Below are 25,332 nucleotides of genomic sequence, written 5' to 3'. Positions count from 1 at the left end.
AGTGGTTTGTGAGGAGAATAAATAGAATGGCGCACTCTAATAATAAGCATTTAAATACTATCGCGGCTATTTCTGACATTCATAGTAATGTCTTCGCGCTTGAAGCCGTGTTGACTGATATTAAACAGCGTAATATTGATCAAATTGTTAATCTGGGTGATATTTTATACGGACCGATTGCCCCTAAAGATACCTATGCGCTCTTAATGGCACATCAGAACGATATCATTACTATTCGAGGTAATCAGGATAGACAGATTTATGAAGCGACAACGGCGGAGATTGGCAACAACGCAACCATGGCTTTTATCACCGAGGACTTGCCTAAAGCAGCGGTTAATTGGCTACAGAATTTGCCGTTTGATTGTCATTTGAGTGAGGATATTTATCTGTGCCATGGGTCACCAACCGATGATATGGTATATTTGTTAGAAAATATCGAGACGGGTCAGCCAACCTTACGTGATAATCTAGACATTTTGGCACTGCTTAACGGTATCGATAGCACTGTTATCATATGTGGTCATACTCATATCCCACGTACAGTCACGCTATCGACAGGGCAGGTGGTCGTCAATACAGGTAGCGTTGGTTACCCAGCCTATGAAGATGATTTGCCTATTTTGCATAAGATGCAAACCTATTCGCCCCATGCCAGTTACGCGATTATTAAATGTGTTGATACTGAACAGGGCAAATACTGGCAAGCTGAGCATATCAAAGTGCCTTATGATTATGAGGCTGCGGCTAAATTAGCTTCAATGAACGGTCGTGAAGACTGGGCGTTTGCACTGAGAACAGGGCGGGTGTTATAAATGTAGAATTTGCCAACATATTTTTAGAGTAAGCTGATTACATTAATTAGACTAACGATGAGTTTTGTATATTAAATAAGGACTGCGTCAGATGCCAACACTCTTTATGGTGCAGCTTGGTGGTCGCCCTAAAGGTCGTTTGATTGAGCAGCATGATATTTTCTTTGGTGTAGCTGGCAAAGTAAATGAGCTGATAGACGATATCAATAATCATTGGCCAGAAGTCAACAATAAATGGCATATTGATTCATACAGAGCGATTACCAAAGTGGGAAACCATACTATTAAATTGATTGAGTCAAACAATCAAGTAGAGAACGATAACGGTTTAAAACTGTTCTTTATTAATTTAGGTGGCTATCAGCAGGGGAGTTTTGAAGAGTTTCACCATAAGCTACTTATCGTTGCTGATAATCAAACAGATGCCATTAAACAAGCAAAGCAAAGTGAGTTTTATCAGCAATTTACTTATAAAGATAAAGACACACCTTTTAATGCCGCATCGCACATCGATGATAAATTTGAGGTAGATATTGATGATATATACAACGTGAATGACCTTGTCTTAAACATACAGATTTTAATTGAGCCTATGATTAATAATAGTCACGAACTTGCAAATGCTGACGAAGATAAAGAGTATGTTGGTTATCTAAGTATCAAGAATTTAAGGAAGTTACTCTAGGCTTGTTCTCAATTGACGAGACTAGAGTTTAATGGACTAAAAGCGGTTATATCTCCGTCACTCTTTGCAAGTTTTTAGACAATATGTTCATATTCTCTGCAATTGTCTCTTTGACTGACAAAAATATATTTCATTTTTAGTCTCATCATTTAATTAAGGACAGATTCTAATATGGCTTTAAATATGTACTATAAAAATGGCATGATTCGCAAATCGCGTTGCCAAATTTCTGATGAGCTATTACCCACTCTTTATCAGATTCATGATAATGCTAAGTTTCCACAACTCACTTGGTTAATTGATAATGTGTATGAAAATCCGCAGATTCAACCTGACGTCGCGCAAGCATTAGCTGATGAAATGGTAGCGTTTGAGAGGTTAATACTTTCGCTGCATCTGCCTTTTCCTAGGCTGCCATTGCAAAAGTTGCAGAATTTCTTTACGGGGGCTGCCATTCGTCAACAGATTATTTATACAAGCAGCGTTTGAGCTTACAAATAATTTATTCACAAAAATAAAATAGGGCTGGCAGGTTTGAGAAATTTGATAAAATGTCACTACTAAACCACGAATTTACGAACCTTTTATGATCTATCAATGCATCACAGAAGAGGGTGAGCATTTACGTTTGGATGTGATTAATAGCGATATTGGTTATATGCTGAAGTATTATTTCGCTACCCAAGGCAATCCTTTAAGATTAGAGGCGCAGCAAGCGACTGAGGATACCTATTATACGACTCTTTCTAATGGTACTAATCTCGTTATGCGGGATCCGAATAATTACTATGAGCTGACACAGTTTGAAGATAGCGATACTTCTTTTTATATTATTAATGCCATCACTGGTCAGGAGATGAATCATTTTTCTTGTGAGAATAACTCGATTGAAAAGGATCAGTATGCTTTGATTGCTCAGATGGAGCCAAAGCATTTTAAATTTAGACCCATGACGGATGAGCTTAGAAATATTTTGACTGAGCGTTTTGAAAATAGATAATAGTCTGCATAGTTGCCAAGCAAACACTATAACCACCTTGAATCACGCCCAAATTACCCTCATAATCTAACCACTTCCAAACAATAAATAGCCTAAGTAAATATGCCGAATACTTCTAAGAACACCTCAAATATGCCGACTGAAAACAACACCAATGTGTTTAAATCCGATGAATTAAGTAAGTTAGCAAGCCCAAATAATGATAATTCAAATATGACGGCGAACAGTGATGAGGCGTCTTCACAGCCCGACATGGTTGTTGATTTACCAGTACTGGCTAAAGACAGTTATTATTTAAGTCGTCTCGAGCGGGAGCTGGCGCGAGCTACTGTGGCTAAAAATAAAAAATATTCTGACGATAAAGCGGATGATGGGCTAACTAAAAAACGTGCGCAGTATGAAAAAATTAAAAGCCGCTCACAGCAAGCGGTGCAGGCACGTATGGATAGTATTCCAGACAAACTGGCAGAAAAACTGAATCTTGATTTGCCCGTGAGTCAACGTGCAGAAGATTTAGTACAGGCAATTATTGATAACCAAGTCATTATTGTTGCAGGGGAGACGGGTTCTGGTAAGACGACGCAATTGCCGAAGCTGGCAATGCTGGCAGGTCGCGGTATCACTGGGCAGATAGGGCATACCCAGCCTCGACGATTGGCCGCGCGCAGTGTGGCAAACCGTATCGCTGAAGAATTGGGCGAGCAGCTCGGTAATACTGTCAGCTTCAAGATTCGCTTTAATGAGCAGGGTACGGCGCAATCTGTTGTTAAACTCATGACCGATGGTATCTTGCTGGCTGAATTGGGGCATGATCGGTTCTTGAGTAAATACGATACTATCATTATTGATGAAGCGCATGAGCGTAGCTTAAACATCGATTTTATTATGGGGTATCTGAAAAAGCTACTGCCCAAACGTCCTGATTTAAAAGTGATTATTACCTCAGCAACACTTGATACCAAACGCTTTAGTGAATATTTTAGCCGCTATGATAATAAGCTAAAACGCAATGTGCCTGCGCCTATTTTCAATGTCGAAGGTCGTAGTTTTCCTGTTGAAGTTCGTTACCGTCCGCTTACCGATGAGCCAGTGAACAGCTCAGATGATGACAGCTACGATGACTTTGAAGAAAATCTGCCACGTGCGGTCGTGGCCGCCGTCGAAGAATGCTTTAGCGATGCACAAAATAAAGGTCATGCCGATCAAGCGGACATTCTCATATTTGCCGCCACAGAAGCTGAGATTCGTGAGCTACAAGAGGTGCTTGAGCGTCATGGGCCAAAGCATACAGAAGTCTTGCCACTATTTGCACGGCAGACTTATGAAGAGCAGCAGCGTATCTTTCAGCCATCAGGTCGTGGCAGGCGTATCGTTATCGCGACCAACGTTGCCGAGACTGCATTGACCGTACCGGGTATCCGCTATGTGATTGATTTGGGTTTTGCGCGGATTTCGCGTTATTCGTATCGCTCACGCGTACAGCGTCTACCGATTGAGGCGATCTCGCAAGCCGCTGCCAATCAGCGTAAAGGTCGTTGTGGTCGTGTTGCACCAGGGGTTTGTATTCGTCTGTATAGCGAAGAAGATTTTACTGGTCGTCCGGAGTTTACTGAACCTGAAATTTTGCGAACTAACTTAGCCTCGGTTATTTTACAAATGGCCAATCTTCGTTTAGGTAGCGTTGATGATTTTGCCTTTATTGAGCCGCCTGACAGTCGCTTGGTTACTGATGGTCATAAATTGCTCGATGAGCTAGGCGCTATTACTTCTAAAAGCGAAGCAACTTCTGCTCATCAAAACAATAAGCCAAAACCAAAAAAAGGTCTCGATCATTTAAGCCTGACGCCCACTGGGCAAAAAATGGCACGTATGCCAATCGATCCAAGACTGGCACGTATGTTGGTTGCGGGTAGTGATTTTGATTGTATCCGTGAAATGCTTATTGTAGTAGCTGCGCTTGCTGTACAGGACCCACGCGAGCGTCCTGCCAATAAACGCCAACAAGCCGATCAAAAGCATGCGGAATTTAGACAAGATGATTCTGACTTTTTATTCTATCTAAGTCTGTGGAAAGCGCTATTTGAAAAAGATGAAGACGGCAATAAGTTGTCTGGTAATCAGCGAAAGCAGTTTACGAAGAAAAACTATTTGAGCTTCCCGCGTGTACGTGAGTGGAGTCAAACCCATCGTCAGTTAGTACAAATGGTCACAGAACTTAAGCTGACGGATGTTAAAGAGGCAAAAGCTACTGATAAAAATGCTTCGTTAGAAAATATGACCAGCGATCCTACCGCGATCGAAGATGAAGACCTCAAGGCCGTTAAATATGCCAATTTACACCGCGCATTATTGACAGGCTTGTTGTCTACGATTGCGCATAAAACTGAAAATCGTGGTGAATACTTAGCGGCGCGCCAGCAAAAAGCCAAAATATTCCCAGCCAGTACAGTATTTAAACAAGTACCACCTTGGGTAATGGCTTTTGAAGTGGTCGAAACCTCACAAGTCTTTATGCGCACTGTTGCCAAAATTGAACCTGAATGGATTATCTCAGCCGCTGGTAACTTATTAAAGTATCACTACTTTGAGCCGCATTGGTCGAAGAAGACCGGACGGGTTAAAGCCTATGCGCAGATTAGTTTGTTTGGTCTCATAATTATCAGTAAGCAGCTGACCAATTATGAGCAAGTGAACTTAGTTGAGTCACGAGAAATATTTATCCGTGATGGTCTGGTGACTGGTAACTTGGGGCGTCAAGCGCCATTCTTACAGCATAATATGGATAAAATTGCCGATATCGAGCGCATTGAAGATAAATTACGCCGCCGTGATTTGTTGGTGGATGAAGAGGCGTTGTATCAGTTTTATGATAAAAAAATCCCTGAGCATATTGCCAGTCGCAAAGCCTTTGAAGATTGGCGTGCCGAGGTTGAAAAAACCGATGCCAAATATCTATTCTTTACCGATGATGACGTGCTCAATAGCCAAGCACCGACCACAGGCGATTTTCCAGAAGTGTGGAAATTGGGCGATTTAAAACTACCGCTACGTTATGTCTTTGATCCGTCAAGCGATGATGATGGCGTGACCATTCGTGTGCCACTTGCCGCGCTACCGCAGCTTGATGCGATCGAATTATTATGGGGCGTACCGGGTTGGCGTTATGAGTTGGTGTTGCAGTTGCTCAAGTCACTACCTAAAGATATCCGCCGTCAAATTGTACCGATTCCTGATACTGCCGATAGTTTGTTTGATGAATTGCAACCTGCTGGTGGACAAGGACTGCTTAAGCAGCTTTGCCAAGCGCTCAACCGTCGCGGCGTTATGTCAGTGACGCCTGATAGCTTTAATCCTTCCAGCATTGATCGATATTTGCAGCCACAAATCTGTGTGGTCGATGACAAAAATCGTATTATCGAAAAGGGTCGCGACCTGCAAACGCTACAGATTCGCCACGCTTCTGAGACTAGACAAGCGGTGAATGAGCAGCAAGGTACGCACACCGAATTCCCTGAGCATTTTGCCTTTAGTAAAAACCATCATAGTGCAGGAGTAGTAATGAAGCAGTTTGCTGCTTTGGTTGCTGATGAAGCAGGCGAGGCGGTATCCATCCATCAATATACCGATGTCAATGCGGCGTTACAGGCGCACCGTATTGGCGTTTTGACCTTAATAAAAGGTAAGCTTGGTGCGAAGAAAAAACAGCTGACCAGCCAAATCGACAAAATATTTAAATTGGCGTTTGCCCCACTTGGTGATATGGAGAAGCTAAAAACCATCGTTATCGACGCGGCATTGGACGCGTCGCTTGAAGAGCATTATGTGTTATTTGATCACAGTGCTGATTTGCCTGAAAGCGCTGATGATAGTGCTGTAGCCCTTGCTGAAGAATTACCCTTTACACCAGAAGAGTACGAGAAAACCTTGGAAGTGGTTTCGGGTAACTTTCTATTGACAGGTCAAAACGTCATAAAAATCCTTAAAAATGTCTATACTCGCTGGCAACGTATTCGCCAAAGCTTACTCATGCTCGATCGAGAGGTATTTGGTGAGTCTATCGAAGATATCGAAGACCAGTTAGAAGATTTGCACTTGGCTGATTTTGTTTATCGTATGGATTATAGCCATTGGCAGCAGTATCCGCGCTATCTAGAGGCGCTTGAAATTCGTATCGAACGGCTTGAGCACAATCTCGAATCTGATCTCGAAGGAGTATACGCGCTTGATGTACATATGGAGCGGCTGGCGAATCGCGCCAATGATAAAGCCATTAGTGAGTACCGCTGGATGGTCGAGGAGTATCGCATTCAGCTATTCGCGCAACCGATGAAAACCCGTATGGCGGTGTCACCAAAACGTCTAAGCAAGATGTGGGATAAAATGAGTTAGGATAGCGTTAGGCTTTTAGAATGGATCAGAAAATTCGTAACCCATCGATTTTGAATGCCGTATCTCTTGGAGTTATTCCTGCTATAGTCATGTCAATATAAAAGAGATGCCGTATGACTGTTGTAAATTTGAGTAGCTTCTCTCTGCGCAGGCAAAGCAAGCAAAAAAGTTTGTAGCAGTCACGCTGTATCATAATATTGTTTATTTAGTATCGCCTATACATTCTGATTCAAACAATAAAAAAGGCTAGATTAGTAATCGCTAACCCAACCTTTTTTATTGAACTAAAGATAAATTATAGTAAAGCCCTAAATTCTGAATACACCATATCGGAAGGAGACAAGCTATCGTTTAGCATCTCTTTATCCCTCGTTTTTTTCTAATACAATGTCATATACACTGCCACCAGTCTCTTGCGTCTTCTCGCGACAAAAGAAGACGCATCATAACCAAGATGCGGGTTTTATCGTTTTATTTGTCTTATTGCACCGCTTTTGAGTGTCATTGTTTTGCTGCAACGGATAAATCTTTTATGAAACAAAAAAGCAAAGGCGACTTCATGTGACCTTTGCTCTAAAAATTAGCACCTAGATAAAGTTAGTGACTGATCTTTTCTGTCAGTACGCCCATACTATAAAGAACGAATGCAATGACGGTCAATGCTACAATAAATGGCGTGAGTATCCAGATCACCACGTTGATCAATAATGAGGGCAATAATCCGTTAAATAATACGGTATTTGGTGTAAAAAAGTCCGTCATGACATCGACTGCACGCTTAGCTACAGGGAATAACAAGGTGCTTAGTGCCAGCATATAAATATACTTGCTAAAACCAGGGTCGCTCATGACCACCATAAAATAAAACACCAAAAAATAAGTGACACCCAATGCCCAGCATTTGAGAGTATAGCTTAAACGAATCATGTTAGTGCCTCCCGAAATATTCTGACGATCACACGTAGAAAAATTATTATAATAGTTGCTAAATTATGAATATATTATATATGTTATAATATGAATATATAGACCAAGTCAACTGTTTTTTTCTTGGGTAAGATATTTCGTCGTTTGTTTGGCTGGAAAGAGGGAGGGTGTAGGAATCTGTTAAACAGATAATTACATTGTGTACGCAGTTGCTTATGAAGCTGTCAAGACGCAGAGGGATTGCCCTAGTCAGAAACCATTATAGTAGAAGCCTCATTCTAGATATTTAACTCACTGCTTGGGCTTACTCCAAATAGCCGCTTATATTCACGGCTAAATTGGCTGGGACTTTCATAGCCTACTTGCATGGCGATTTGCGATACTTGTGCCTCGCCGAGTTGAATAAGCTGCCGCGCTTTCATCAATCGTAGGCTTTTTTGATATTGAAGCGGGCTTAGTTGAGTGATTTCTTTAAAATGTTGATGAAATCCCGAAACACTCATACCGCAGCGACTGGCCAAATCTTCTATGATGACGGGCTCTTCTAAATGCGCTTTTAGCCAATCGGTAGCTTGGGCAATACGGTGGGTGTGACTGCCGTTAACCATCAGTTGCCGAAGCTTATGACCTTGCTGTGCTGAGAGCAGACGATAATAAATCTCTTGCTGAATTAAAGGTGATAAAAACTCTATATCATTTGGATAATTAAGCAAGTCTATCAGCCGTTCGAATGCGGTTAATATGGTGTCTTCTAATGGCCATTTTATACCTTGATGCTCATAATCGGCATTTTTCTGAGGGGGTATTTGCGCCATGACCTCACGAATGAGCGCCAGATTTAATTTCATAGACAATACGATGACAGGCTTCTCTACAGTGGCGTGTTTGATATGCATGTTTATAGGAATATTGACAGGGCAGAACATCAGACTGCTGTCATCAAATTTCTGGCAATCTGTACCTAAGTAAATTTCACGCGTGCCTTGTAGGACGATACATATACTAGGTTCTTGGATATAGCTGATAGTCTTTCTTGGTGTGTCGGCACAATAAAAAAACAAGCCTGAAATGTCTGATTCGATGGTTTGGTTTTTGGGTAACATACTAAGTAGCTGCTCTACCGTTTTTGTTTTCATGATTTATGCTTACTTTATAATTTGCCTAATGATATAAATATTTATAGGATTAGGCAAGGATTCTGGAGTAATGCTCTACTGGATTAGCGTGCTCACTTCTATAATGATGGCATCAAAACGCAGCAAGATTGATTTGCAGCGTATTGCCCAATACCAACAATATGCCAATCCATAAGGAATATATGATGAAAATTTTCTATAAAACGCGAGCAACGGCAACGGGTGGTCGTTCTGGCCATACAGGTCTTGACGATGGTTCGCTAGGTTTTGATTTGGTCTCTTTTCAAGAAACAGACAAGGAAGGGGTTAATCCAGAGCAGCTTTTTGCAATGGGTTACGCGGCTTGTTTTGATAGTGCTTTAAATCTGACCGCCCAGCAAATGAAACTGCCAATCACTGCCTCAAAAACCTCGACCCAAGTGGGTATTGGTATGAAAGCCGATGGTAGCTATAACTTAGATATAGATTTATATGTTGAAGTGTCGGGCATTGATGAGGCTCAAGCGCAAACACTGGTCGAAACAGCTCACCAAATTTGCCCATACTCTAATGCTACTCGCGGTAATGTCGATGCACGTTTGCATGTGACCGTGGTTTAACGGTCAGCAGTAGTTAACACCTAACGACTGATTCAACAGCTGTTTCTAATAACTATAAACAAATATAAAAACGACATGACTTTCAACTGCTTGGGTACATAAAGTATTCAGGCAGTTTTTTATTGAGTGATTCAACGTTGATCATTAAAATTAAATTATCAAGTATAAAAAGTTAAGTACAAAAAAGAGCCAGTAGTTTGACTACTGGCTCTTTCGTTTTCAATAGATGTGAATAAAAACATGGATTTTATTCAAATAACCACCACGTATTATTTACGCTTGTTTCTAGGGTTATTATAGTTGGCAGTTCACTTGGTATTGTTGACCATTGTCTGATTTGATGGTCATGATGCCGTAATCCGCTTTGGTGTGCCAATCGTAAGTGGTTTTAGGGTTAACATTATTGACATAACGAGCGCCAGAACCTGATACTGCTTGCTCCATGGTGATTTTTGCGTTGGTTAAGCCAACTTTAGGCAAGGTCACGTTTAGGTTAGCAGTTTGACCATTGGCAGTGTAGGCAGCAGTGAGTTGACCGTTGTCGTCACAAGTGAATGATTGGGCTACTGGCTGAGTATTGGTCTCTGAGATCGTAGTAGTTGGTGCATTAGTGGCACAGGCAGACAATAATAGAGCAAAAGGTGCTACGGCTAATAATTTTTTCATAATATGCCTCAAAAGTATCGGTAAAAGTAGGTTGTTACTTCAAGCAACATGATACCGTAGAGAATGTAACTTCATGTTGTGTTTGAGGGCTATGGTAGTAATCTTATCTGTCTTTTTTATCACTAAGCATTTTAGTCTTTATTAGCCTATTAATTTTGAATAACGAATGAGGATATTTCACGTAGGGGCTTTTTCTCTATTTAAAATAAATACCAATACTGCACCCAAGATAACCGAGCTTGCTATAACGAATGGCACGGTCAATTGCTCAGATAGAAATACCACGCCTAATATCGCAGCCAGTATAGGGACACACAGTTGTACAACTGCTGCTTGGGTGTTTTTTAACAAAGGCATGGCCATATACCAGATGCTATAGCCTATACCGGATGCGATCGCTCCTGATGCACAGGCCAAAAGTACTCCCTTGATAGTAATGTCACCTAAATTGATGTTTTCCAAGCCTATATTGTCTAAATAAGTCATGCTTATCACTAACAGTATGGGCGCTGCTATCAGACTCCGAATGAAATTAAAACCTGTGGCTCGCAGCGGTGACACGCAGGTTTTGCCGCGTATGCTATATATGCCCCAAGCGGCACCACTGATTGCCATAAGCACCGCCGCTAGTAATGAAGGCACCGCTGCTGACGGTAGCATCAAATAGACAAACCCTGCTACCGCTACGATGAATGCTAGCCATTGTAAACCGCTCAATTGCTCTTTTTTGTAGATGCCCCAACTAATCATCGTCAGCTGAACCGCTGAAAATAGAATCAGCGCTCCTGTACCAGTATCCAACTCTACATAAGCAATCGAAAAGCATAGCGCATAAATCACTAAGCTCACGCTGCTTAACCAACTGCCTTTATTGTTTAAAATAGCAGCGTGAGCAATACTGTCAGGCTTTCGCACGTGCTGTCGTAACCGATAAGCATGAATGGTCATGATAATACTTAGGCAGACAGCAGCGCTCAGCAGTCGCAAAATGGTAAAGCTCCAAGCATCTATATGACCCTCTGCTAACGCCATACGGCAAAAGAGAGAGTTTGCAGCAAAGGCGATTAATGCAATAACGGTGTACAAGGTGGCTTTCAAAAATAATTCCTACAATAAAGAAGCTGGTTTTTGAATAAAATAGGCAAATTCGACTTTTAGGGATGTTGTTATTACCGCTTTTTTACCAGCAAAAATACTGGCTGAAGTGTGAAAACCCAGTTGCTAGTTGCCAATTGGGAGGTGTCTTACAACAGACCATATTTTATTGCACTCGCAGGCAAAAGTATTTTTTAAATTGGACTGATGATAGTTGAATTAACAATAAAGACCGACTGCAAGGGTGGTGGCAGGTCAAGCGCATATTCAGAACGATTGCTGAAGTTAATCGTCATAAATCAAATAAAAACAATAGATAGGAAAAAGTAATATGGATTGGGCAAGTATCTTTATTCATGACACCACTTGGGCATTTGCGCTTGAGATATTGGTGCGTGTCAGCGTCATGTTTGTACTGATTATTTCGTTTTTGCGTTTGACGGGCAAACGCGGCGTCCGTCAGCTGTCAATCTTTGAGTTGACCATTATTTTATCATTGGGTTCTATCGCAGGTGATCCTATGTTTAACGAGGATTTGCCGATTATTCAGGCGGTGCTGGTCATGAGCGCCGTTATCGTGCTTTATCGACTGTGCACGTGGATCATGATGGAATTCCAACCTTTTGAAGATCTGTTAGAAGGGAAATCGCTCTATATTGTAGAAGACGGGATGCTGGTACTCGATAAGATTAAAAAGGGTAAAATGTCTCATGATGAGTTTTTTACTGAAATGCGCCAACAAGGGGTCGAGCATTTGGGTCAAGTGCGTACAGGCTTGCTAGAGACAGACGGTAATTTTAGTATATTGTTATATCCGCCTGAAAACACTGGCTATGGTATGCCGCTTTTTCCTAAGCAGTATCCACCTGTCGAAGAGATAGAGTCAGAAACATATTACGCATGTATGCATTGCGGCTATGTCGATCATATATCTGACCCCAATCAGCTCTGTGAACGCTGTGAGAATGGATGTCGAGACTGGGCGAAGGCCTTGAATAGTGAGATCGTTAGATAATAATAAATGAGATGATAGCTATATTAAATTATCTATGAGTAGATCGAGCTGTCTTATGTTGGCAGGCTTAATAATAGCCAATTCTACCAACGTAAGACAGCCCTAGACTAAACGCTTTTGACATGCCCTATCTGAATTAGGCAATTTTATACCAATCAATTTTACGGGTCATGACCATCACGCAAGCGAGTAGCACAAAACAGAAGACAGCACCAAGCAATAAATTCATATCTTCGGTGGTTAATATACCGAAAAACGCCGCATACAATCCTGCCAATGTGACAGTAAAAATCGCCGCTCGCTTGACGCCGCCCAGTACATAATAAGTATACCAACCAATGAGTCCAACACAGGCGCTGGCAGCAATGGCATACGCTTTCCAAAAGACAATTTGCTCAGCAAGTGGTAATAGTAAGACATAAAACACAAACAGCGCGCAACCGACCAACAGATATTGAATAGAATGAATACGACTGGATTTAATTACTTCAAATAAGAAGAAAGTGCCGAATGATACTAAGATTAATAATAAGGCATATTTCATCGTTCGTTCAGTTTGTAAATACACATCATTAGGCTCAGCAAAACTCACACCAAAGCTGTTCAGGCGCACGTTTCGATAGCTATCAGGTATGTCAGTAGCTTCTGCTGTAGCAGCGCCTTCCATTGCTGTAATCACATCATCAGAAGCCATTGACTGGCTGTTGTTATCAAGAGTGGCTTGACTGGTGACGACACATCGGTTGTTAGCGATGCTGACACATTGCGACAAATCTTGATTGTTGGCTATTGTTAAATACTGATTTTGCCAACTGGCTTCAAAACCTTTAGCGGTAAGTTTCTTGGCATTGGGGAGCGCCTTACCAATAAAGTTTGGCGCATGCCAATTACTGCGCATCGTTAAGTTAAAGTTTTGTCCAGTCGGCACAGTGTTTACATTGCTAATACCAGCTAACGGTAAATCAATGACGATTTCTGTACTAGTCAATGACTCGCTAGCACTGTTCGTAGCAAGAGCGTTATTGCCATTCTGCTGGCTCGTTATATTTTTTATTGAACGCTGTAATATATCTTGCGGAATAGCTACTTCTACATAGGCCAGGTTTTTCAGCAGCGCTATCTGAGGGTAGGTCGCTTTTATCGGTTTTTTATCAATGCTCACCGTTGGTAGCGTCGCAACGCCGCGCAGATCTGATACTGGAATAATCAATTTTGCTGCGTTCCAGTGGATGATGGCTTTTTCGGGCTGGGTGTTATTTTTATTGGTGGGTGTACTGACAGAACCTTGTGCATCACTAGCTGTGCTCGTAGTGTCATATAAGCTGCTGATGGCTTGATCAAATGTATAGCGTTGGTCAAATGTCAACGCACCATCATAACTGGTCGCATGATAGATACCACGTTTATAGGTATCAGTGCTGACTTCAAGATCTTGTATGGCTTGGGTCTGACTGGCAAAGACAATTTCATTTTTTGAATAGGATGGTGCACATTTACTGGTTGTTTCAGGTGCTGTAATCTGGCATTCAGGCGTAATTGTGGTAGGTATGATGATAAATGGGGTGATGACTTCTTGCGGATTGACGTGCTGCTGGGCAATTTCTTTAACCACCGACGCGGCATAATTTTGTCGTTCGTAGATGACTGAGCCAATCATACCAAGACCGATGGCAAAAATAATACAAAGCCCGGCGATGATGGACAATTTAGTCAATAGTGTTTTTTGCATGAAAGCTCCTCATATGAATCTTTAGTCCAAAACTGTGCATATAACAGTCAGTAGGTTCAAAGAAGATCATAGAGGAGAGATGAAGAAAAAATATGTAAGAACGATGGAGAGTGTGTGAAAAAATAAGCCTTAGTATTTTCTGGCATCAGTGTTTTTTAGTATCACCAACCACTTTATCCATAATAGCAAACAATAAGCCAGACAACACAAAAGTCATATGAATGATGACTTTCCACATGAGTTTGTCCGCTTCACCCTCACTCAATTCATTAGGAATATCCATAAACGATTTTAATAGATCAATCGCAGAAATAGCGACGATGGCACCGATGACTTTTAGTTTTAGACCAGAAAAATCTACTTTTCCCATCCAACTAGGTCGATCAACATGATCACCAGTATCAATTTTTGAGACAAATATTTCATAGCCACTAAATATGATAATTAATAATAAACTGGCTACTAAAGAGAGGTCGACCAACACTAATATATTAACAATGACATCTGATACAGAAGCGCTAAATACAGTATTGAACATCATGACTGTTTTTTGAATGAATTTTATAAATAATAAAATAATCCCTAAGACCAGCCCTAAATAAAAAGGCGCTAATATCCAGCGGCTGTTAAAGATGGTTTTTTCTAGGTATCGTTCAATGTTTTTTAGCATGGACATCTCTTAATGCTCTTAAAGGTAAGGTTGTAGGTCATTTACTGATAACGTGGTATAGGATGAATTTAAGACAGCCATTCGAGCACTTGTTGTACCCGCTCGTCTCTATCACCACCTATGCGATGAAATGGCTTTTGGTGACGGGTCAGCTGACTTTCAAAATAAGCACTGATTTCATCACGTTGATGTGGGCTATCACGCAAATCATCGGCGACCCACGGGATATCAACTTCGGTTAATAAAATCAAGTCATAATGATGCGTTAACGCCGCATTGGTGAGCGCTTTAGGGCAATCACCATAATACCAGTTGGCATAGACCATTAATTCAAACAGACTGGTATCACAAAACAAGTAGCTGCTATCAGAATTTTGCGCGGCTTGTGCGGCGAGCTTATTTTCTAACTCAATTTGACCTTGTGCAATAGGGAGTAAATCCTCCCAAGTGCAAGTGAGATGTTCCTTATCCCATTTCGCTTGTAGATAGGTGCGCATGTATTCTGGCACCCAAGGGCAGCCAAAATGCGCTGCCAAGTCGCGACATAGCGTGGTCTTACCAGTGCTCTCTGCCCCTAGAATCGCGACATTGATGACCGATTTAGGCGTATGCTGCTTTAGGTTGCAAGCGGTAACGTCGTTGCCATTCATAGTAAGCCCAAATTGCGATAAGAGTGAAAACTACGTATTGTAGCGCAGTAAAAGTGAGACCTTTATAAAAGTATAGCGGGACTGAAATAGCATCGGCGATTATCCAGAGTATCCAATGCTCAATTTTGCGCCGCGCCATCAGCCACATCGCCATCAAAAACAGCGCGGTAGTCAACATATCGGTGTAATCGATCCACGTAAATAAATGCAAACCTAATACCGCGCCATCAAAACTAAAGTTATTATTGATGACTGGTCTGAAATAATACACCAACGCGACAAAGGCAATAGTCGCCGAGGCTAGTAAGGCGAGTATTGGCACATCTTTTTTATCGAGATGTTCTACTTGAATAGCATTCTGGGCGTTAGTCCTTGCTAACGACTCATTTTGCTGCTGACCAGTAGGGTTGATATAATCTTGCTGTTTTTTGATTGCTGTGTTTTTCTTACTCTGTGTCCAATTGATCCAGCCATATAGACTCATTACCGTATAGTAGGCATTGATAAACATATCGCCAAATAACTGCCATTTCCACAATAGATAGACAAATATAGCGGTGCTGACGAGACCTATCGGAAATACCAAAATATTGGTTCTGCTGGCGAGTAAGACACTTGCTACCCCAAATATGACAGCAATCAATTCCAGAGCAATAAAGACAGTGGGATAGTCAGCGTATTGTCCAAATAACCAGTTAAAAATTTCTACCATGAGTATTCCCAAATATGAGCGGGTTTTATGTCTCGCAGTTTTATGCGCTCGAACTGTGAACGTGTCGCTAGCAAAATGCGCCAATTATAACGTAGCTGCTCCAAAATGAAGTCAGGACTTTACTTATTTTTCGCAACAAACAGATTATTTGTAACAAAGTATTAGAAAAATAATTATATTCAGGCATAATAAAGGCTCTGATTTTAAGTTTACAGTTATTCACTGAAATCAAACGACTGTTATTTTTCCACTTTTATGCTTATCCCAAGCCCTATAGTAGTAGACAAGGAAGCTTATCATGACGACTTGTATCACAGGCACTGGCCTGTATATTCCGCCTTATAGCATCAGTAATGAAGAGCTAGTAGATTCATTTAATAAGTATGTTGAGAATTATAATGCAAAGCATGCTGACGAGATAGCAGCAGGAACTTTGACTGCCCTAGAGCCTTCTTCAGCGGCCTTTATCGAAAAAGTATCTGGTATCAAATCACGTTATGTGATGGAAAAGGATGGTATTTTAGATCCTGAAATCATGGCACCAGTGATTCCTTATCGTCATTTAGGTGAAGAGCTGTCTATCATGGCAGAAATGGGTACTGCGGCTTTGAAAGACGCGCTAGCAGATGCGGGTCTTGAGGCGAATGACCTAGATGGTATTATCCTTGCCTGTTCAAACTTTCAGCGTACTTATCCTGCGGTCGCTATCGAAATTCAAAATGCAATCGGTATGATTGGTGGTTTTGCTTATGATATGAACGTCGCTTGTAGTGCCGCGACTTTTGGTCTATCGCAAGCACATGGCTCTATCGTTTCTGGTCTGGCTAAGCGCATCGCTGTGGTCAACGTTGAGATTACTTCAGCGCATCTGAACTGGCGTAACCGTGACAGCCACTTTATCTTTGGTGATGTCGCAACAGCATCTATCGTCGAAGAGCTAGACACGCCAAAAGGTTATGAGATTCTTAACTCTAAGCTATTTACCCAGTTTTCGACCAATATCAAAAACGAATACGGTTTTATGGATCGCTCAGAGTTTTTAGCAGCACAGACTGAGATGTATCCAGACATTAAAGAGCCTGTCACCGACAAGCTATTCTTACAAAATGGTCGAAAAGTGTTCCGTGAAGTCTGTCCAAAGGTTTCAGAGGTCATCACTGAGCATTTGCAAGAAAACGATATCGCAACTTCTGACGTTAAAATGATGTGGCTGCACCAAGCCAACGCCAATATGTTGGATTTAATCCTACGTACTGTGATTGGTAAAGAAGCAGATAAAGCGATTGTGCCAAGTGTCATTGCTGAATTTGCTAACACCAGTTCAGCCAGTCCGATGATTGTTTTCCATCGCTATAAAGATGAGCTGGCATCAGGTGATTTGGGTGTGATTTGCTCATTTGGTGCTGGTTACTCTATCGGTTCAGTGTTGGTGCGTAAGGTTTAATTTTTAAAGTAAGACCTGTTACTAATAAAAAATAGCTAAGAGCAATCTTAGCTATTTTTTTGTCTGTTATTTTTGTTATAAGCATTTAATCACATTATTTAAGCAATATATTATTCAAGAATGAGGCGCTATTTGCGAATATAACGGGAAGAATGCTTAGAGGTTTTAATTTACCCCGAAAAATTTGCTATAATCACGGTCTTATTCCTCTCATCCAATTAAAAGTCCTTTTATGAAAGAATCCTTACGCCTGCGTTTAGACCAGATGGTAGACCGTTATGAAGAGGTCACCGCCTTATTATCAGATCCTAGTATCATCAGCGATAATAATAAATTCCGTGAATTGTCTGTCGAGCACAGCGACTTGATGGATATCACTACTTTATGGCAGAACTATGTGCGTGCAGAAACGGATCAGGCTGATGCAGAGGCTATGCTGGCTGATGCTTCAGATCCTGACATGAAAGAGATGATGCAAGAAGAGATTGATAACGCCCGCGAGACCATCGTAGAGATGGAAGAGGCGCTCAATGTCATGATGCTACCAAAAGATCCAAATGATAAAGTGCCTGCTTTCCTGGAAATTCGAGCGGGTACAGGTGGTGATGAAGCCGCGATTTTCTCTGGTGATTTGTTCCGTATGTACCAAAAATACGCGCAGACACAAGGCTGGACAGTGGAAGTATTGTCGGCAAGTGAAGGCGAGCATGGTGGTTATAAAGAAATTATCACTCGCGTATCAGGCAACAGCGTGTATGGGCGCTTAAAGTTTGAATCAGGCGTACACCGTGTGCAGCGTGTGCCTGAAACCGAAAGCCAAGGTCGCGTGCATACCTCAGCTTGTACCGTGGCGGTGATGCCTGAAGTTGAGATTGATGATACAGTAGATCTAAATCCAGCCGATATCCGCTTTGACACTTTCCGTTCAAGCGGTGCTGGCGGTCAGCACGTTAACACCACTGACTCAGCCGTACGTTTGACCCACATTCCAACGGGTACCGTGGTAGAGTGTCAACAAGAGCGTAGCCAGCACAAAAACCGCGCGCAAGCGATGAAAATGCTGATTTCAAAGATTCAGCAAGTCAAAGTACAGGCTCAAGTTGATGCAGCAGATACCATACGCCGTGATTTGGTGGGTAGTGGCGATCGCTCAGAACGCATTCGCACTTATAATTTCCCACAAGGTCGCATGACTGATCACCGTATCAACCTGACGTTATACAAGCTTGATGCCATCATGGAAGGCGACTTGGATGAGATTCTTGATGCACTGTTGCGTGAGCATCAGGCTGATTTAATGGCCAGTATCGGCGGTGGTGATTAGTAACCATCAGGATATTAATGACTAGAGGCTCAATAGCTGGTCGTGAATCCATTAATTCATAAAAGCGTGACACTGTCTTGATGATAGTGTCTGTTTGTTTATAGCTGTTTTTTTACGGCTATCGACTATGATAATAAGTATAGATTTAATTTTGCAGTTTTCGTTTATTCCATTTAATTATCTAATAATATTGAGAGTGTTATGTCAAAGCACAACAATCAGAATCAAGAGCAAGCCCCAGAAGACGCTAACGAGCTAATTGCTCAGCTGCAAGCCAAGCTAGACGATATCAGTGCTTCAGGCAAACAGCCGTATCCAAATACATTTAAACGTACTGATTATGCGCAAGATTTGCAAACTGCTTTTGACGGCGTCTCAAAACAAGAAATTGAAGAAAAAGCGGCGAATGGCGAAAAAACACAGGTCAACGTGGCAGGTCGCGTCATGCTGAACCGTGGTGCCTTTATTGTTATTCAAGACATGACGGGTCGCATTCAGTTATATGTTGCACGCAAAGAGTTGGATCCAGAGACGTTAGCGACCATTAAATCATTAGATTTGGGTGATATTGTTGGCGTATCAGGCTATATCGGTCGCTCAGGCAAGGGCGACTTATATGTGCATATCGAAGAGTTTCAGTTATTGACTAAAGCGTTACGTCCAATGCCAAACAAGTTCCATGGTTTAGCTGATGTCGAAGCTCGCTATCGTAATCGTCATCTTGATTTGATGACCAATGAGACGACTCGTGATACCTTTATGATTCGCAGTCAAGTCATTAGCGGCATTCGAAAGTTTATGTTAAATGAGCGTTTCATGGAAGTTGAGACGCCGATGATGCATCCTATCCCGGGTGGTGCGGTGGCGCGTCCGTTTGTGACGCATCATAACGCTCTAGATATGCCTTTATATCTGCGTATCGCACCTGAGCTTTACTTGAAGCGCTTAGTCGTTGGTGGTTTTGAAAGAGTGTTCGAGATTAACCGCAGCTTCCGTAACGAAGGTGTATCAACTCGCCATAATCCTGAATTTACCATGATTGAGTTTTATCAAGCGTATGCTGATTATCATGACTTGATGGATTTGACCGAACGCTTATTTAATGAATTGGCGATGGATATTTTGGGCACGACTGAGATTACTTATCAAGAAGAAGCCATCAGTCTAAAAGCGCCATTTATACGTTTGTCTATGTCTGATGCAATTGCAAAATATGCCGAAAATTTCGATATGGCACGTATCAATGACCGTGAATATCTGGCAGACTACGCCTCGACAACGCTTAAACAGCAAGTGAAAGAGGTGTTTGGTGTGGGCAAACTACAGACCATTATCTTTGAAGAAACCGCTGAACACCAATTGCGTCAGCCAACGTTCATCACTGAATATCCAGCGGAAACGTCACCACTGGCACGCCGTAGTGATGACAATCCTGAAATCACCGATCGTTTTGAGCTATTCATCGGTGGTCGTGAACTGGCAAACGGCTTTAGCGAGCTTAATGATCCTGCTGATCAGGCAGAACGCTTCCGTGGACAAGTCGCTGAAAAAGACGCTGGTGATGATGAAGCGATGCATTTTGATGAAGAATACATCGAAGCGTTGTCTTATGGCTTACCACCAACCGCAGGCGAAGGTATCGGTATTGACCGTTTAGTGATGTTGTTTACCGATTCTGCCAGTATTCGTGATGTGATTTTGTTCCCGCATATGCGCCGCAAGTTAGAAAGCTAAAACTGGTTTACTTGCCATAAATCCATGCTGGGACTAAACTGAACATAAGAAAGCTCTTTTGCTTTCAATGGAATGGTCCCAGATTCTTTATGAGACCTCATTTATAGGGATATCATGGATACTCAGCACGCGTCACCCTCACTTTGGCAACAGATGATTCAACAAAGTTTCTTATCTTTGTATGAATTACCAGCAGATAAAACAACCAATCCTAAGCAGTTTCAAGGTTATGATTTCGTTTTTGAGTTTTCTGGCGCTATCATTTATTTGATCGTCAATGATGTGGTGATGCAAGCGAGTAGGCAAAAAGTAGACAGCGCTCAAGTTCGTGAGTGGAGAAAAGAAGTCGTCAACCAACTAATTAAGCGTCACGCTCAGCTTTATCTAAAAAACGATAAGTCGATGGCAGAAAGTAATACCTCGGCAGCTGGTAAGGATGTTTATTTCATTGGTTTGACATCACTGTCTGTCATGCATCAAGATGATAAACCACAAGCATCCTCGCATACGGTTGATTATGAATATGGTAGTCAGTTTTTTGCTGAAGACTGTGTTTTAGATCTGGATGATGAGCAGAGTGTCTTACAGGTATTTAGCCATCAAAACTTTGTCGATATCATCAGCCAATTGGTTACGCCAAGCGATTTATCCGCATTTTTAGACTTTCATCGCAGCCAGCTGACAGGGTTTGAGTCATTCCAAGACGAGTCGACATTACTTACCCAGTTTTTACAGTCGCCTGACTTTCATCAAAGAGCGATTAGGGTGCAAGAGCAATTGATTGATAATCAGTTGATCGATCAGATTGAGCAACGCTTGCTCAAAGCTACAGAACCAGATCAGGCAGTCTTTGCCAAAGCACTCATGGCTGAGATTCAGAAAAATACTCGGATGTGGTACAAGCTGTTTAATAGTTTGATCAAAAATTATTATGAGGCAGGTCAACCACTACCAAAAGAGCCAGTCGATATTTTGGTCGATGAGTCAATGTATACTTACGCTTGTTTGGTTGAAAAAATCTTAGCTTACAAAACGATGGATCAAGACTCTCGCTGGAATGGTTATGTCTGTCATGAGCACTCTTATCACGTGTTTGGACGCCATTATCTGATGGTTTTCTATGCGCAAGATGATAATAGTTCGCTGAGAGCTGACAAGGTGCGCACGTCTCAACAAGACTTGTTATTGGAGCTCAATGCTCAAATGCAGGATCCAGTGATGGATGATTTGTTTTTGATTGGCGTAGAGTTTAGACCTTGTGATGATAGCGTCAATACAGAGGTGCATTTGGATGCCTTTTATCAAAAAGGCTCAGTGATTGACGCAAATACTCAGCGCTTATACGAACGTTTAGCACAACTTCAAGCGCAGTTATAATCTAAACCTAATATAGCCTACTGGTTTGACACCCCATCTATATTTGTATTATTCACATTGGCATTTATTATGACGCAGCAATATCAAGTTTTAGCGCGCAAATACCGTCCCAAGAACTTTCACGAGTTGATTGGGCAAACGCATGTTTCTCAAGCATTGATTAATGCGATTGATTATAACCGTTTGCATCATGCTTATCTCTTTACGGGCACACGCGGTGTGGGTAAGACCACAATTGCGCGTATCTTATCTAAATGTTTGAACTGCGATACGGGTATTACTAGTACGCCTTGCGGTGTGTGTGATAACTGCGTGGCCATCGATCAAGGGCGATTTATCGATCTTATCGAGATTGATGCGGCATCCCGTACCAAAGTAGAAGACACACGTGAGTTGCTGGATAATGTACCGTATGCGCCAAGTCAGGGGCGTTATAAAGTATACCTGATTGATGAAGTACATATGTTGTCCACACACAGTTTTAATGCGCTTCTTAAAACTTTGGAAGAACCCCCTGAGCATGTAAAATTCTTACTTGCCACGACTGATCCGCAAAAATTGCCGATTACCATTATTTCGCGTTGTTTGCAGTTTGTACTACGTCCGCTACCGCAAACGTTACTCAGCGAGCATTTGGCAAATGTTCTTACCCAAGAGCAGGTAGATTATACGCAGCCAGCACTTTGGCAGTTGGCCAGTGCGGCTAAAGGCTCAGTACGTGATGCCTTATCGTTGACTGATCAGGCGATTGCTTTTGGTCAAGGTGCGCTTGATGATGTCACTGTCAATGCCATGCTTGGTCTGATTGATGCTGCCGACTTGGTGCGCTTAATCACAGATATATACAATCATGATAAGTCTGCCGTCGCTGCCCATATTGAGCAGATGCGCGCCCAAATGGTTGATGCGACCAGTATGTTCGATGGATTGGCTGAACTATTGCATCAGTTGGCCTTGACTCAACTGCTACCTGAGGTTGCTCTGAATGTAAATGAGGCGCAGGCACAAGACATTAATACACTTGCCCAGCATATTAGTCCCGATGTATTGCAGCTCTATTATGAAATTGTTGTGCAAGCGCGCGAAGGTGTGAAACTTGCTAGTACACCGATGCAAGCACTTGAGATGTGTATTTTACGTCTATTGGCATTTCGTCCTTTGCCTGTCGATGAAGTGCTAAGTAGTCATTCTGTTGGCGCTGCATCATCTTCAGAAACGCCTGCTATAGAAGGTGGCAGTGCAGCCTTAGATAATGACAGTGTCAAAAACATTACAGATGGTGCAAATGTTACGGTGCCTTCTAATGAACATTTAGCTTCAGTACCGCCATTACAATCTTACGATGTTGATTATCAACAGCAAGGTAATGATGAGCAGTTAAGCGCAATTCAAGAATATGAACCAGTTGTTGAGCCTGAACCAGTTGTTGAGCCTGAACCAGTTGTTGAGCCTGAACCAGTTGTTGAGCCTGAACCAGTTGTTGAGCCTGAACCAGTTGTTGAGCCTGAACCAGTTGTTGAGCCTGAACCAGTTGTTGAGCCTGAACCAGTTGTTGAGCCTGAACCAGTTGTTGAGCCTGAACCAGTTGTTGAGCCTGAACCAGTTGTTGAGCCTGAACCAGTTGTTGAGCCTGAACCAGTTGTTGAGCCTGATGCAAATAATTCTCAGTTAACAACGCAACTGGATGATCCTCGTACTTTGCTGCGTTGCTCACCGCAAGAACTGCTTGGTGAGTGGACACCAGAAAAATGGGATTATTGGCTACAAACGGCTCGTGAAGCGGAGATATTGGCTCAAGACGAATTGGCACTTGCGCGTCAAGGCATGATGACGGGCTTATGCGATGGCAAGGCAATATTTATAACCAGTGTAGATAGTCGGCATTTACAAACCACTTTTCAGCAATTAGCGGCTAAACTGCAACAGCAGTTCACCCAAGCAGAAATTGACTTGCAAATCGATGGCAGCGTCATGCAAGCAGAGGATAAGACGCCTGAGCGTCGCCAACAAAAGCGCTTGGTGCAAGCCAAAACGGTTGCAGAAGCAAGACTGCTTGCTACGCCTGTGATGCAGTATTTGAATGAGCGCGGTGAAGGAAAAATGGGTAAGGTTCAGTTGTATTAAACAGTCAGAAAAACTGTTGTTAAAATTATTTAAAAGTCTATATAGTTATTAAATACAACTTTCATATAAAATATCAAGGCGATGTTGTACTATCGCCTTGATATTTTTGTTTTTATTGCAGATTAAATGGGCTTTTTTAAACAAGAGAGAAATATTTAATAACGATAAGATAAATTAAGATTCGTTATAATGGTTAAGTTATATTAAAAACTGAAATGAAGTTTAGGTGAGAATATGTTGGATAATTTACGCGGTATGGCTGTGTTCGCCAGTGTGGTTGGACATGGCTCTTTTAGTGGCTCTGCTCGTGAGCTTGGCATTACAACCAGTGCAGTCAGTCAGCAAATCCGCTCATTAGAAAATGAACTGGGCGTCGTGCTATTACACCGCTCAACTCGTAAGCTGAGCTTAACAGAAGCTGGCGAGAGCTTTTATGAAGCCGCAAAAGATGTTGTCAGTGCTGCTGAACAAGGGCGGATTAAGGTCAATCAGTTGCGTGATGAGTTGGCAGGCAGCTTACGAGTGGCGACAACACCGGAGCTTGGCGTTAATCATATTTTGCCGGCACTTTCTACGTGGATGGCGGCACATGATGATCTTAGCATTACCTATCTGGCAGACAACCATTATATTGACATGATTGATGAGCGGATCGATATTGCGATTCGTATGAGTCCATCGATTAATGACTCGAGCCTCAGCAGTCATCCATTGACCGATGTGCGCCAAATGTTGGTTGCTTCACCGCAGTATCTACGTCAACATACCAAACTGCAGACGCCTAAAGATTTGGCTGACCATCAGCTGATTTGTATTGAAATCATGAAAGATGCCAATCAAATTGATCTCATTCAGACAGAAACGGGTAAAAAGACGCGCACGAAAATGAATTCACGCATTTATACCAATAATGTTTTTATGGCGACCACCTTGGCAAAAGAAGGTCATGGCTTGGTTAGAATGATGGAAATGGACATCAAAAAAGAGCTTGAAAATGGTGACTTGGTCGAAGTGTTGACCGGTTATCAATTACCAGGTTTTGTACTATATGCTGTCACCTTAAACCGTGATCAACAGCCAGCCAAAATCACTCGCTGTTTAGAGGTGTTAAAAAAGTATTTTCATGCTAATTAGATGACGTTTGAATAATGCACCGTAGAGAGTGGTTTAAAGCCTCCAAAAGCAAAAAGCCTATAGACATATTATCTATAGGCTTTTTTAGTATTAGCGTTTAATGTAAC

The 25,332-nt window shown here is 41.9% G+C and carries 21 protein-coding genes; 13 read left to right on the top strand and 8 right to left on the bottom strand.

Annotation, left to right across the window (positions count from 1 at the left end):
* Nucleotides 1-26: 26 nt before the first annotated feature.
* The 5 genes from JMW85_RS07740 to hrpA all read left to right on the top strand — a co-directional run bounded on the left by JMW85_RS07740 (nucleotide 27) and on the right by hrpA (nucleotide 6,889).
* Entirely contained in the window at nucleotides 27-815 is a 789-nt protein-coding gene (locus tag JMW85_RS07740; RefSeq protein WP_201581363.1) for a metallophosphoesterase family protein, read from the top strand.
* A gap of 91 nt (nucleotides 816-906) precedes the next feature.
* Nucleotides 907-1,500 (top strand): DUF1543 domain-containing protein, encoded by a 594-nt coding sequence (locus JMW85_RS07735; protein WP_201581362.1) that lies wholly within the window; start codon nucleotides 907-909, stop codon nucleotides 1,498-1,500.
* 171 nt (nucleotides 1,501-1,671) lie between these two features.
* Complete coding sequence (locus JMW85_RS07730; protein WP_201553814.1) at nucleotides 1,672-1,989, top strand: hypothetical protein; 318 nt, start codon at nucleotides 1,672-1,674, stop codon at nucleotides 1,987-1,989.
* Between the two features lie 97 nt (nucleotides 1,990-2,086).
* Complete coding sequence (locus tag JMW85_RS07725; RefSeq protein ID WP_201581361.1) at nucleotides 2,087-2,500, top strand: hypothetical protein; 414 nt, start codon at nucleotides 2,087-2,089, stop codon at nucleotides 2,498-2,500.
* A gap of 213 nt (nucleotides 2,501-2,713) precedes the next feature.
* Nucleotides 2,714-6,889 (top strand): ATP-dependent RNA helicase HrpA, encoded by a 4,176-nt coding sequence (gene hrpA / locus JMW85_RS07720; protein ID WP_201581791.1) that lies wholly within the window; start codon nucleotides 2,714-2,716, stop codon nucleotides 6,887-6,889.
* A gap of 597 nt (nucleotides 6,890-7,486) precedes the next feature.
* Here the strand turns inward: hrpA and JMW85_RS07715 are convergent.
* Together JMW85_RS07715 and JMW85_RS07710 are read right to left on the bottom strand one after the other, a co-directional pair.
* Nucleotides 7,487-7,816 carry a hypothetical protein gene (locus tag JMW85_RS07715; protein ID WP_201581360.1) on the bottom strand — a complete coding sequence of 110 codons (330 nt, stop codon included), beginning with the start codon at nucleotides 7,814-7,816 and terminating at the stop codon, nucleotides 7,487-7,489.
* 278 nt (nucleotides 7,817-8,094) lie between these two features.
* Nucleotides 8,095-8,952, bottom strand: coding sequence for an AraC family transcriptional regulator (locus JMW85_RS07710; RefSeq protein ID WP_201581359.1), 858 nt, complete (start codon nucleotides 8,950-8,952; stop codon nucleotides 8,095-8,097).
* A 185-nt stretch (nucleotides 8,953-9,137) separates the two neighbouring features.
* On the opposite strand from JMW85_RS07710, the gene JMW85_RS07705 reads away from it, so the two are divergent.
* A complete protein-coding gene (locus JMW85_RS07705) occupies nucleotides 9,138-9,551 on the top strand; it encodes an organic hydroperoxide resistance protein (protein ID WP_201581358.1) in 414 nt (137 codons plus the stop codon).
* A 294-nt stretch (nucleotides 9,552-9,845) separates the two neighbouring features.
* On the opposite strand, the gene JMW85_RS07700 is transcribed toward JMW85_RS07705, so the two are convergent.
* Entirely contained in the window at nucleotides 9,846-10,217 is a 372-nt protein-coding gene (locus JMW85_RS07700) for an MliC family protein (protein WP_201581357.1), read from the bottom strand.
* A 177-nt stretch (nucleotides 10,218-10,394) separates the two neighbouring features.
* Nucleotides 10,395-11,315: a DMT family transporter gene (locus JMW85_RS07695; RefSeq protein ID WP_201581356.1), complete on the bottom strand. Its 921-nt coding sequence runs from the start codon at nucleotides 11,313-11,315 to the stop codon at nucleotides 10,395-10,397.
* Nucleotides 11,316-11,643: 328 nt separating this feature from the next.
* Between JMW85_RS07695 and JMW85_RS07690 the strand changes: the two genes are divergently transcribed.
* Nucleotides 11,644-12,327: a DUF421 domain-containing protein gene (locus JMW85_RS07690; RefSeq protein WP_201581355.1), complete on the top strand. Its 684-nt coding sequence runs from the start codon at nucleotides 11,644-11,646 to the stop codon at nucleotides 12,325-12,327.
* A 136-nt stretch (nucleotides 12,328-12,463) separates the two neighbouring features.
* On the opposite strand, the gene creD is transcribed toward JMW85_RS07690, so the two are convergent.
* From creD to pnuC, 4 genes are all read right to left on the bottom strand, one after another.
* On the bottom strand, nucleotides 12,464-14,056 hold the full coding sequence (gene creD, locus JMW85_RS07685; RefSeq protein WP_201581354.1) for a cell envelope integrity protein CreD: 1,593 nt from the start codon (nucleotides 14,054-14,056) through the stop codon (nucleotides 12,464-12,466).
* Between the two features lie 145 nt (nucleotides 14,057-14,201).
* Nucleotides 14,202-14,726, bottom strand: a complete 525-nt coding sequence (locus tag JMW85_RS07680) for a TIGR00645 family protein (protein WP_045447433.1) — start codon at nucleotides 14,724-14,726, stop codon at nucleotides 14,202-14,204.
* Nucleotides 14,727-14,794: 68 nt separating this feature from the next.
* On the bottom strand, nucleotides 14,795-15,376 hold the full coding sequence (locus JMW85_RS07675) for an AAA family ATPase (RefSeq protein WP_045452990.1): 582 nt from the start codon (nucleotides 15,374-15,376) through the stop codon (nucleotides 14,795-14,797).
* A complete protein-coding gene (gene pnuC, locus JMW85_RS07670; protein ID WP_201581353.1) occupies nucleotides 15,327-16,088 on the bottom strand; it encodes a nicotinamide riboside transporter PnuC in 762 nt (253 codons plus the stop codon). Before pnuC ends, JMW85_RS07675 begins: the two co-directional genes overlap by 50 nt.
* A 298-nt stretch (nucleotides 16,089-16,386) precedes the next feature.
* On the opposite strand from pnuC, the gene JMW85_RS07665 reads away from it, so the two are divergent.
* The 6 genes from JMW85_RS07665 (at nucleotide 16,387) to JMW85_RS07640 (ending at nucleotide 25,225) form a co-directional block, all read left to right on the top strand.
* The gene (locus tag JMW85_RS07665; RefSeq protein WP_060491083.1) at nucleotides 16,387-17,532 is read left to right on the top strand and encodes a beta-ketoacyl-ACP synthase III; all 1,146 of its coding nucleotides are present in this window, start codon (nucleotides 16,387-16,389) and stop codon (nucleotides 17,530-17,532) included.
* Between the two features lie 232 nt (nucleotides 17,533-17,764).
* Nucleotides 17,765-18,856, top strand: a complete 1,092-nt coding sequence (gene prfA / locus JMW85_RS07660; RefSeq protein WP_055125440.1) for a peptide chain release factor 1 — start codon at nucleotides 17,765-17,767, stop codon at nucleotides 18,854-18,856.
* Nucleotides 18,857-19,057: 201 nt separating this feature from the next.
* Complete coding sequence (gene lysS, locus JMW85_RS07655; RefSeq protein ID WP_201581352.1) at nucleotides 19,058-20,590, top strand: lysine--tRNA ligase; 1,533 nt, start codon at nucleotides 19,058-19,060, stop codon at nucleotides 20,588-20,590.
* A gap of 114 nt (nucleotides 20,591-20,704) precedes the next feature.
* Entirely contained in the window at nucleotides 20,705-21,967 is a 1,263-nt protein-coding gene (locus tag JMW85_RS07650; RefSeq protein WP_201581351.1) for a hypothetical protein, read from the top strand.
* Between the two features lie 69 nt (nucleotides 21,968-22,036).
* Complete coding sequence (dnaX, locus tag JMW85_RS07645; RefSeq protein WP_201581350.1) at nucleotides 22,037-24,091, top strand: DNA polymerase III subunit gamma/tau; 2,055 nt, start codon at nucleotides 22,037-22,039, stop codon at nucleotides 24,089-24,091.
* Between the two features lie 234 nt (nucleotides 24,092-24,325).
* Nucleotides 24,326-25,225: a LysR family transcriptional regulator gene (locus JMW85_RS07640; RefSeq protein WP_201581349.1), complete on the top strand. Its 900-nt coding sequence runs from the start codon at nucleotides 24,326-24,328 to the stop codon at nucleotides 25,223-25,225.
* The last annotated feature ends 107 nt before the right edge of the window (nucleotides 25,226-25,332 follow it).

The organism is Psychrobacter glacincola, from assembly GCF_904846075.1.
GTDB lineage: Bacteria > Pseudomonadota > Gammaproteobacteria > Pseudomonadales > Moraxellaceae > Psychrobacter > Psychrobacter glacincola_C.
This window is presented reverse-complemented; position numbering and strand designations above follow the sequence as displayed.